This is a genomic window from Bifidobacterium adolescentis ATCC 15703 (assembly GCF_000010425.1).
In the GTDB taxonomy this organism is placed as follows: Bacteria; Actinomycetota; Actinomycetes; order Actinomycetales; family Bifidobacteriaceae; genus Bifidobacterium; species Bifidobacterium adolescentis.
This window is the reverse complement of the sequence record NC_008618.1, coordinates 591,719-602,617: the sequence shown is the minus strand read 5'-3', so window position 1 is coordinate 602,617 and position 10,899 is coordinate 591,719. Positions and strand designations below refer to the sequence as shown.

Below are 10,899 nucleotides of genomic sequence, written 5' to 3'. Positions count from 1 at the left end.
TGTGGACGCTGATTCTTCACCATCCGTAGCGTTCGGAGTTTGCGTAGGATTCGATCTGCTCATGCGTTCACCTTCCCCGAAACGACGCCGGAGGCCTTCAGCCGTGGATCCAGCGCGCGATGCGTCATATCGACCACGAGTCCCAACAGCAGGAAGAATGCGGCCAATAGAAACAGTTCGCTTTGCACCGCGACCAAGTCGCGGTTGCCGACGTCGGTGACCAGCATGGCGCCAAGACCCGGCAGGGCGAACAGGTTTTCCACCACCATCACGCCGGTGATCATTTGCGCGAAGGTCAGGCCGACCACCGACACCAGTTGCGCAGTGGCCAGACGCAACGCCACGCGCAATACCGCCTGTTTGCGGGTCATGCCGCAGGCCATGGCCATGTCCACCGCCTGCGATGAGGCCATATCCCCCACTGCGGCACGCGTGTAGCGCATGATGGACGCGCCGGCTGTGATGCCGGTGGTGAGCGCCGGCAGCAGCAGACAGGACAGGGCCTTTCCCGGCGTGGCCCAGCCGGTGTCGGGGAAGCCTTGCGCGGGCAGCAATCCCAACAGTCCCCTGCCACGGGAGAACAGCAGGATCAGCAGTAGGCCGCCCCACAATGCGGGCACCGCGCCGCCCACGATCGCAATGCCGTGGAACAGGCCGCGCAGCCGCGGATTGCGTGTCAGGACGGCCTCGCAGCCAAGCGGCAGGCCGATCGCCAGCGCGATCAGCAGGCTCAGCACAATCAGAGGGAACGTTACGGCGGCGCGCATGGCGACCTGCCGCGCGACCGGCCGTCCGCCGACTGCGGACACGCCGAGGTCGCCATGCAGCATGCCCGCCATCCAATCGCCATATTGTGCGACGAGCGGCTTGTCCAAGCCGAATTCGGCGCGCAGCGACGCAATGCGTTCGGGGGTGGCGTTCGTGCCGGCGATGACCGCGGCGACGTCTCCCGGCAATACGCGCAGCATCACGAACACCAGCGCGGACAGGCCCACCAAAGCCGCTACGAACAGCGCCAGCCGCTTTCCCACGAATCGCATGGAAATACCGTTCCCTTACTTATTCCTGGAGATCCGCCACAATGGCAGCACCGTCTGACTGAGCTTGCTGGGGAAGCCCTGCACGTGCTTGTTGACGGCCACCGTCACGCGGTAGCCGAACAGCCAGTCCGCCGGCGCGTCCTCGCTTACGGCCTTCGCCGCCTGCTTCAGGTATTTCGCGCTGTCGGCCTCGTCGGTGGCTTCCAAAGCCTTGGCGTACAGTTTCTGCGCCTGCTTGCCGTCGTAATGGTAGTAGTAGTCCGGCGTGGTCCACTTGTAGAAGTCGTGGCTTTCGGCGTGGTCCACCAATGACAGCTCGTAGTCGCCGTTGGCGTGCACGTTCTGCAGCCATGTGGAGAATTCCACATAGTCGATCTTCAAATCGATGCCGATTTTGGCGAGCTGGCTCTTGAGCTGGTCGCCCAGTTCGGTGCCGTACGTGTTGGCGTAGGTGAGGGTGAGCCGCAACGGCTTGTCGGTGGTATAACCGGCTTCCTTCATAAGTTCCTTGGCCTTGTCCACGTTGTACGGGTACAGGCCGGTCAGGTCCTCGTAACCGGGGTCGACGGACGGGATCGGACCGCCGAGCGCGTAGTCGACGTTGCCTCGGGAGGCGATGATCTCCTTGTGGTTGATGGCGTAGCGGATGGCCTGGCGGACGCGCTTGTCCTTGAGTTTGGCGTTCGTGCAGTTGAAGGCGAGGACGAACTTGTCGCTGCCGTCGGCCGCGGACACCGTGTATGTGCTGGCATCCAATGATTTGGCGAGCGTGGCGTTCACCGGGGAAAGCACGTCGACGTCACCGCTTTTCAGCGCGTTGACCGCTGCGTTGTCGTCGGTGAGGAAGCGGATCACCACGTTCTGGGTGGCGGGCTTGTGCGCGGTTCCCCAATATTTCGCATTGGCTTTGAGCACCATTTTGCTGGCCGAGTCGAAAGATTCGACGGTATACGGGCCGGAGCCGACCGCTTCGGTTTTCGCGTTGTATTTGGCGTTTTTGTCGAACACGAGGCCAGGACGTCCGGTCAGATACCACAGCAGGTTGGAGTCGGGGGTGGAAAGGGTGAGCTTGACCGTGTTGGCGTCCACCGCTTCGGCCTTGTCGAGGCTGGCCACCTGGTTGGCGTTGTAGTACTGCTTCTCCTTGAGCTGGTTGATGGACCAGGCCACGTCGTCAGCGTCGAGCTTGTCGCCGTTGGAGAAGGTCATGTTCTGGTTGAGATGGAAGGTGTAGGTCTTGCCGTCCTTGGAAATGTCCCAGGATTTCGCGAGGCCCGGCTGCACTTTGTTGTCGGAGTCGCGCGACAGCAGCGCTTCGTAGACGTTGCCGATCAGCACCTGTTCGATGGCCGATCCGGACTGGTGGCGGATGTCGAGGCTGACCGGGGCGAGTTTGAGCCCGATGGTGACGGTGTCGGCTTTAGTTACGCCGGAAGTGTTCGCGTCATCGTTTTTGCCGCGCGTCACTGCAATGGCGACGATCACCGCGACGGCGGCGATGACGGCGATCAACGCGATAAGCCACTTCTTCGGGCCTTGCGATTTCGCGCCGTTCGACGATTTCGCACGCGCGTTCAGCGTGGCGTCGGTGCTTGCCGTGGACTGCGGCTGCTGTTCGTTCTCCTGTTTGGTTGCGTCGGCTTCGCCGTGCGCACCGGTAGGTGACGACATGGGATTTCTCCTCTTCGTATTTTCGATTATGTGTTGTGATTGCGGTTGACCGCCTGCGTGAGGTCGATCACCACGGCCTGATTCTACCGTCCGCCATACCCGCGGCCCGTTCGGATTCGCCCGCAAAGCGCGCGGAGGCTTCGGCCCGGTTATATACTTGACGCAGTCGCGGCAGGTCACAACGAGAAGGACGGTTGATCCATGGCGCATATTCTTTTGGGGGTCACCGGCAGCATCGCCGCGTTCAAGGCCTGCCATCTCGCCTCCGATTGGAGCAAGCAGGGGCATGAGGTGCGTGTGGTGATGACCGCCGCCGCACAGGAGTTCGTCACTCCCCTGACGTTCAGTTCCCTCACCCACACGCCGACACGCATGTCCATGTTCGCCGCCGGACATCGTCCCGGCGCTACGGCCGACGTGGCACCCGGACCGGACGGTCCGCTGCAGATCAGCCACGTGGCCGACGCGAAGTGGGCGGATCTGCTGGCAGTCGCTCCGGCGAGCGCCGATATCATCGCGAAAATCGCCTGCGGCATCGCCGATGACCAGCTGACCAGCACCATACTCGCGTACGACAAGGGACCGAAGATCCTGTGCCCCGCCATGAACGTGCATATGTATGAAAACGCCGTGACGCAACGCAATCTCAATACCTGCCGTGAGCTCGGTTGGACGATTGTGGAGCCGGAAAGCGGCATGCTGGCCTGCGGCGACGCCGGCAAGGGACGTATGGAGGAGCCGGCACGCATCGAAACGGCGGTGAAAGCGCTGCTGCTTGCGAATCGTCCGGACGGCGAGCTGCCGCTTAAGGGACTTGCCGTGCTCGTCACCGCCGGCCCGACGCAGGAGCCGCTTGATCCGGTGCGGTTCCTCACCAACCATTCCACCGGCAAGATGGGGTATGCCTTGGCCGAACAGGCACGCAATCTGGGCGCGCAGGTGACGCTTGTGTCCGGTCCGGTGGCGTTGGACGCCCCGTATGGCGTGGATGTGGTCGATGTCACGACCGCACGGGATATGTTCGATGTGGTGACGAGCCGTTTCTCGGACACGGACATCACCGTCATGGCCGCGGCCGTCGGCGATTTCCGTCCGGTCGAGCAGGCCCGGGACAAGATCAAGAAGAACGGGCGCAGCGGCATCGAGCTCGAGCTCACGTCGAATCCGGATATTCTGGCTTGGGCCGGCGAGCATAAGCGGCCGGACCAGACATTGTGCGGATTCGCCATGGAGACGCGCGACCTTGAGGCCAACGCGGCGAAGAAGCTTAACGGCAAGCATTGCGACATGCTGGTGGCCAACAATCTGCGCACCCCCGGCGCCGGTTTCGCAGCGGACACGAACGTGGTGACGGTGCTGACGCCGGGCGAAACCGCAGACAGGCCAAGCATCGAACGATGGAGCAAGATGGGCAAGGACGCACTTGCGAAACGTATTCTTGTCAAGCTCGCAGCCATGCGTGCGGACGGCGAACGGCGCTAACCGCAGCATTTTCGAATCGCAATAACCGTATCAATCGCAATAATCGCAATATTTCAACGGAACTTCCGCAAAACGCGAAGGAGAACGCAACATGCTTCTGATGGCTGTGGATATCGGCAACACGAACGTCGTGATCGGTTTCATCGACGATGGGCGCATCGCGGGCACGTACCGCATCACCACGAAGGCGAACCACACGTCCGACGAATACGGGCTGATGATCACGCAGTTCCTGGCTTTGAGCGGCTACAAGCCGGCGGATGTCGATGATGTGATCATTTCGTCCGTGGTGCCGAAGGTCATGCATTCGTTCCGTGCGAGCATCGTGAAGTTCCTCGACATCGATCCGATGATCGTGGGACCGGGCATCAAAACGGGACTCAACATCCGCATGGACAATCCGCAGAACATGGGCGCGGACTGCATCGCCGACTGCGCGGGCGCGTATTACGAGTATGGCGGGCCGATTCTGGTGGCTGATTTCGGCACGGCCACCACGTTCAACTACGTCACCGCGGACGCGTCGGTGATTTCCGGACTGATCACCACCGGTATCCGCACCGCCGCGGCCGCACTGTGGGAAGGGACGGCGCAGCTGCCGGAAGTGGAGATCACCCGTCCGAAGTCGATTCTGGCGAAGTCCACGAAACCGGCCATGCAGGCGGGCCTGTACTACAACTTCCTCGGCGGCATCGAACGCACGATCGCGCAGTTCCATAAGGAGATCGACGAGGATTTCCGTGTGGTGGCGACGGGAGGATTGAGCCGCGTGTTCGCCGACGGCACGAACATGATCGACATTTACGATCCGGACCTGATTTTCAAGGGCATGTGGCACATCTACGACCGCAACGTCCGCTGATTCAAGAGCCAGCGACGGGAACCGGCGATCATAGCCCGGCAATCTGAAAACCGACGGCCTGCGGATAATGCGCTATCCGCAGGCCGCAATCGATTAAACCAATTACACAGACGCTATTGGATGGTGAAGCCCTGGTTGGCTCCGTATTCTTTCAGGTCCTTCTGCCATAGGGCTATGCCGCCCTTAAGTTTGATGCGGTCGGACGATTCGGTGTTCTTCAACGCATCGCCGATGTTGGAGGTGTCGGAGACCTGACCGCCTGCGGCGATGATGTTGAGCCTGTTCTGCTCTTTGCGCAGCAGGCTCGACCATTTGTAGGCCTTGCCCACCGTGGACCGGAAGTCGCTGCGCGCATACACTTCGAACGGCAGATACTGGTATCCGGTCGACACGTTCTCCGCGGCCTGGGACAGCACGCGGTTGTATTCCTGCCCGCCGAAATAGGGCACTTCGATGCCACGGTCGTCGGTCACCGTGGTCTTGCTGAGGAATTTCGAGTCGGATAGGGTGTTTTTGTCGGCTGGGAACGCGCCGCCATCCACGCGGGTTGTGATGCCTTTGGCATTGTGGCAGGCGTATTCGATGAAACGGTATGAGGCTTCGGGTTTGCGGGAACGTTGCAGCACGGCAAGGGCCGAACCGCCGTTTTCCGATGTGGTGGCCTTGCCGTCGGGCGTCGGCATCTGGGCCACGCGCCACAGGCCGGCCGCGCCGGGAATGTCGGACATGAGCAGCGAAGGCAGCCATGCGCCGGAGAACAGCGAGGCGACTTTGCCTTGTCCCACGGCCGATTTCCATCGATCCGACCATGACGTGAGGTTTGTTGCCACCAAACCCTCATCGATCATCTTCTGCCAGAATTCGGTGAATTCGCGGGTGCCTTTATCTTCGGTGAGTCTGATGGTCACGTTCTTGCCATCGTTGGACGTGGAGAACGGGCGTCCGCCGGCGAGCCAGATCATCGTGTCGTAGAAGCTGGCGTCGCCGGAATCGGCGGTGATGTACACGCCGATTTTCTTGAGTTTTTTGGCGGCCTCGTAGTAGTCGTCCCATGTGCGGATCTTGGACGCGTCCACGCCAACCTGTTCGAACACGCTGTTGTTATAGAAGAAGGCCATCGGGCCGGAGTCCATGGGAAGCCCGTACACCCGTCCGTTGAGCTGCACCGACGCCCAGGTGCCGGGCGTGTAGAAATCGGCATAGCCTTCGGTTCTGCCGGTGATGGGCACGAGCTGGCTGCTGACCGCGTACTGGCGCAATGCGTAATATTCCAGCTGCACCACGTCGGGAATGCCGTAACCGTCTTGGATGGCGTTGTTGAGTTTGTCGTAACCGCTGGTGTTCTTCCAAACCACGCGGATGTCGGGATTGTCTTTTTCGAAGCCGGCGATGACCTGTTTCATGCTCGGCTCCCACGACCATACGGTGATCTGTGTGCGTGTGTCCGTATTGGCCCCGCATGCGGCGGCGCTGGACGCCATGACGCCCGCGCAGCAGATGGCGATGAGCTGCTTCACCAGTTTCGCCGATTTCAGCACCACGCCCACGGACCTCCGTTTTGTATTTCGCCTGCGATTACCACCATAAGATTATACGGGTCATGCGGAAGCCACGCACAAGCCTGGAAAGGCTCCCCATATCCACCCAAATACGCCGAATGCGGAAGAACCGCTCCGGAAGCGAACTTCCAAAGCGGTTCCCTGCGATATCGCATCGGCGGCTAAGCCGGTACGCAATCAAGCTTCGATGCCGAGCTTGGCGCGTTCCTTCTTGGAATACATGAAGGCCGGCAGCTGACGGCCCTGCTTGAGCCAGGCATGGTATTCGGCGGTGGCCGCGAACTCCACATCGGACGCGGAGTTCAGGCAGGTTTCCACGGAATCCTGGATGACGCCGATGATGAAGCCGACGCCCACCACCTGCATGGCGATGTCGTTGCTGATGCCGAACAGCGAGCAGGCCATCGGGATGAGCAGCAGCGAGCCGCCTGCCACGCCGGACGCGCCGCATGCGCCGAGCGCTGAGACCACGGACAGCAGGATGGCCGCCGGCAGGGAGATCTGGATGCCGAGCGTGTTGGCGGCAGCCATGGCCATGATGGTGATGGTGATGGCCGCGCCGTTCATGTTGATGGTGGCGCCCAGCGGAATGGACACGGAGTACATGTCCTTGTCAAGCCCGAGCTTCTCGCACAGCTGCATGTTGACGGGGATGTTCGCAGCGGAGGAGCGGGTGAAGAACGCGGTCAGGCCGGATTCCTTGAAGCAGCGGTAGACCAGCGGGTACGGGTTGCGGCGCAGGAAGATGAAGATGACGAGCGGGCCGAACACGAGCACCATGAGCAGCATGGTGCCGACGAGCAGGAGCAGCAGGCTGCCGTACTTGGTGAATGCGGACAGGCCGTTGTCGGCCACGTTGGTGAACACGAGGCCCATGATGCCGAACGGGGCGAGGTTGATGACCCAGCGGATCACCTGGGACACGGCGTCGGCCACGTTGGCCATGAACGCTTTGGAGCTTTCGTTGGCGATGGACTTCATGGCGAGTCCGAACAGGCAGGCCCACATCAGGATGCAGATGTAGTTGCCATCGATGATGGCCTGGATCGGATTGGCCACGATGTTGGTCAGCAGCGTCTGGATGACTTCGGAAAGGCCTTGCGGCACCACGTCGGCTTTGGCGGCCTTGCCCAAGGACAGGGTCTGCGGGAATAGACGGGAGGTCAGCACGGCCACGACCGCTGCCAGGAACGTGGTGAACAGGTACAGGAACAGCACGGTGCCGAAACGGCGGTCGAGTTTCGACGTGCCCTGCGCAAGGGCGCTGGCCACCAGTACGAACACCAGAATCGGTGCCGCGGCCTTCAACGCGGCCACGAACAGGGTGCCGAATTCGCCGATCCAGGTCACGTGGGGCATGGTCAATGCCAGCACGGTGCCGATGATCAGGCCGACGATGATACGGACGATCAGCGATGCGCCGTTGTAGATGTCGGCGACGCCGCGGACGGCTTTCGAGATTTTACCCATGGTTCTCTCTTACTCTCGTGATGCCGGAAACGCTCCGGCAAGTCAACAGAACGCCATGATAATCGGGCGTGTCGGGCGAGATAGGGGAATGTCCAAAATCGTGGGTTTCTATAAGCCCGCGCCCAACGGCACGTGCGATACGAATCGACGTGGCTCGCCGTTGAGCGGGTCATCGAATCGCAGTTCGCGCGCCACCAATTCCAAGGGTTGCGAGAAGTCGTCGTACGCGCGCTGCACGATGTCCGGGTAGAAATCGTCGCCCAATATCGCCAGTCCGAGCGAATTCATATGCACGCGCAACTGGTGCGTCTTGCCGGTTTTCGGATGCAGCGTGTAATTCACGTACGGTCTGCCGGCAACGAAGCGGATGCCGCTTCCCCGTTCGATCAGCGTTTCCGCGTTGGGCACGTCGGCGCTTTCGTACGCCTGCAATCGTCCGCGATCCTTGTTGATATGCGACCTGCGTACCAGCGGAAACGGCAGGTGCCGGTCGATGCGCACCGCCGTTCCATATCGCGGCCGCTGCGTCGGGGCGAGCGGTGCCAGGCATTCGTAGGTTTTGACGGTTTTGCGATTTTGGAACAGCATCTGGTACGCGCCTCGCGCAGACGGATTACGTACGAACACGACGACGCCTGCGGTCAGTCGGTCCAAACGGTGCGCCGGCGTGATGTTCGGCTCGTCGTACCGCTCGCACAACCGGACCAGCGCGGTTTCGCGATACCACATGCCGCGTGGCGTGGTGGCGAGGAAATGCGGCTTGTCGATGACGATGATGTTCTCGTCCTCGTACAGAACCTCATATTCGAAGGGAATATGAGGTTCCTCGAGCACGTACCGGTGCCTGCGTTCGTTACTCAACGGTGACGGACTTGGCGAGATTGCGCGGCTTGTCGACGTCGTAGTTCTTGAGCTTGGCCATGTCCATGGCGAACAGCTGCAGCGGCACCACGTCCACCAGCGGGCTCATCAGCGTCGGGCATGCGGGACGCCAGAAGACCACGTCGGCGTAACGTTCCACGTCCGGATCGTGTTCCTCGGCCACGGCGATGATGTAGGCGCCACGGGCCTTGACCTCTTCGATGCCGGAGATGACTTTGGAGTGCAGCACGTTGCGGCCGCGCGCCGGCGGCACGATGAATACGACCGGTTCGCCTTCGTCCACCAAAGCGATCGGACCATGTTTCAGTTCGCCCGCGGCGAAGCCTTCGGTGAACGTGTAGGCGATTTCCTTGAGCTTCAACGCGCCTTCCATGGCCACCGGATAGCCCACATGGCGGCCGAGGAACAGGAACGATTTCGCATCCACCATCTGTTCGGCGGCTTCCTGCACGGTCTTGGTCTGGGTGTCGAGAATCCACTGGATCTTGCGGGGCATGTCCTTCAGAGATTCCAAAGTCTGGGCGATTTCGTCTCGATACATGGCACCCTTGACTTGGGCCAGATACAGGCCGAGCACGTATGCGGCGGTGATCTGCGCCACGAACGCCTTGGTGGAGGCGACCGCCACTTCCGGACCGGCGTGGGTGTAGAGCACCGCGTCGGATTCGCGTGGGATGGACGCGCCCTGCGTGTTGCAGATGGCCAATACCTTGGAGCCCTGTTCACGCGCGTGGCGCAACGCCATCAGCGTGTCCATGGTCTCGCCGGACTGCGAAATGGCCACCACCAACGTTCGGGGGGTGAGGATCGGGTCACGGTAGCGGAATTCGTGGGCGAGTTCCACTTCTACCGGAATGCGCACCCAATGCTCGATGGCGTATTTGGCCACCATGCCCGCATACGCGGCCGTGCCGCAGGCGATGACGATGATCTTGTCGATGGCTTTGAAATCATGCTCGTCGATGCGCACCTCATCGAGGTTGATGTTGCCGTTCTCGTCGAGACGCCCCAGCAGAGTGCGCTGCACGGCGGCCGGATCCTCATGGATCTCCTTGTCCATGAAGGAGTCCCAACCGCCCTTTTCGGCGGCGGACGCATCCCAGTCCACGGTGTAGGTCTTCGGATCGGGCACGATGTTGCCCATGAAGTCGGAGACGACGACCTTGTCTGCGGACACCATCACGGCCTGGTCCTGGTCGATTTCCATGGCGCGCTTGGTGTAGGCCACGAACGCGGCCACGTCGGAGCCGAGGAAGTTCTCGCCTTCGCCAAGACCGACCACCAGCGGCGAATCGTGACGGGCGCCGACCACGATGTCCGGCTGGCGCACATCGGTGGCGAGGATGGTGAACGCGCCTTCCAGCATGCGTGCGAGACGGCGGACGGCCTTGAACAGGTCAGGCTTGCCGGTCTCTTCGATGATCTTGTCGCTGATCTTACCCAGCAGCTTCGCCGCGACCTCCGTATCGGTTTCGGAAACGAAATGGTAGCCTTCCGTCTGCAGGTCAAGACGCAGCTGGGACGCGTTTTCGATGATGCCGTTGTGGATGATGGCCACTTTGCCGTCACGCGAGGTGTGCGGATGCGCGTTGGTGTCGTTCGGCACGCCGTTGGTGGCCCAACGGGTGTGGCCGATGCCCACGGTGGCTTCCGGCATCGGATCGCGTTCGATGTCCTGCACCAGGTTGGCGAGACGGCCGGCCTTCTTACGCACCGCCACATGGTCCATGCCGGGCGCGGTCAACGCCACGCCGGCCGAATCATATCCACGGTATTCCAATCGCTGAAGACCCTGGAGGCAGACCTCCAAGGGTTTGCCGCACGCGGTCCGAACATTTCCTGCATATCCTACGATTCCACACATAGCTCCTTAGCCTATCGGGTAAGGATGTCAATCATGAAACCAAGCCGCGCGTCCTTACAAATCTTTGCC

At 61.3% G+C, this 10,899-nt stretch carries 8 protein-coding genes; 2 read left to right on the top strand and 6 right to left on the bottom strand.

Features of this window, described 5'->3' with window-relative positions; translation table 11 throughout:
• Positions 1–59: 59 nt before the first annotated feature.
• Positions 60–1,040 (bottom strand): ABC transporter permease, encoded by a 981-nt coding sequence (locus BAD_RS02545; protein ID WP_011742933.1) that lies wholly within the window; start codon positions 1,038–1,040, stop codon positions 60–62.
• A 15-nt stretch (positions 1,041–1,055) separates the two neighbouring features.
• Positions 1,056–2,711 (bottom strand): ABC transporter substrate-binding protein, encoded by a 1,656-nt coding sequence (locus BAD_RS02540; RefSeq protein ID WP_011742932.1) that lies wholly within the window; start codon positions 2,709–2,711, stop codon positions 1,056–1,058.
• 201 nt (positions 2,712–2,912) lie between these two features.
• On the opposite strand from BAD_RS02540, the gene coaBC reads away from it, so the two are divergent.
• Together coaBC and BAD_RS02530 are read left to right on the top strand one after the other, a co-directional pair.
• Entirely contained in the window at positions 2,913–4,193 is a 1,281-nt protein-coding gene (gene coaBC, locus BAD_RS02535) for a bifunctional phosphopantothenoylcysteine decarboxylase/phosphopantothenate--cysteine ligase CoaBC (protein ID WP_041777265.1), read from the top strand.
• 91 nt (positions 4,194–4,284) lie between these two features.
• Entirely contained in the window at positions 4,285–5,055 is a 771-nt protein-coding gene (locus tag BAD_RS02530; protein ID WP_011742930.1) for a type III pantothenate kinase, read from the top strand.
• A 113-nt stretch (positions 5,056–5,168) separates the two neighbouring features.
• Here the strand turns inward: BAD_RS02530 and BAD_RS02525 are convergent, their stop codons facing one another.
• The 4 genes from BAD_RS02525 to glmS all read right to left on the bottom strand — a co-directional run bounded on the left by BAD_RS02525 (position 5,169) and on the right by glmS (position 10,830).
• Entirely contained in the window at positions 5,169–6,536 is a 1,368-nt protein-coding gene (locus BAD_RS02525; RefSeq protein WP_217268736.1) for an ABC transporter substrate-binding protein, read from the bottom strand.
• Positions 6,537–6,791: 255 nt separating this feature from the next.
• The gene (gene sstT, locus BAD_RS02520) at positions 6,792–8,084 is read right to left on the bottom strand and encodes a serine/threonine transporter SstT (protein ID WP_011742928.1); all 1,293 of its coding nucleotides are present in this window, start codon (positions 8,082–8,084) and stop codon (positions 6,792–6,794) included.
• Between the two features lie 108 nt (positions 8,085–8,192).
• On the bottom strand, positions 8,193–8,918 hold the full coding sequence (locus tag BAD_RS02515) for a pseudouridine synthase (RefSeq protein ID WP_080505079.1): 726 nt from the start codon (positions 8,916–8,918) through the stop codon (positions 8,193–8,195).
• 19 nt (positions 8,919–8,937) lie between these two features.
• The gene (gene glmS, locus BAD_RS02510) at positions 8,938–10,830 is read right to left on the bottom strand and encodes a glutamine--fructose-6-phosphate transaminase (isomerizing) (RefSeq protein WP_011742926.1); all 1,893 of its coding nucleotides are present in this window, start codon (positions 10,828–10,830) and stop codon (positions 8,938–8,940) included.
• Positions 10,831–10,899: the final 69 nt, after the last annotated feature.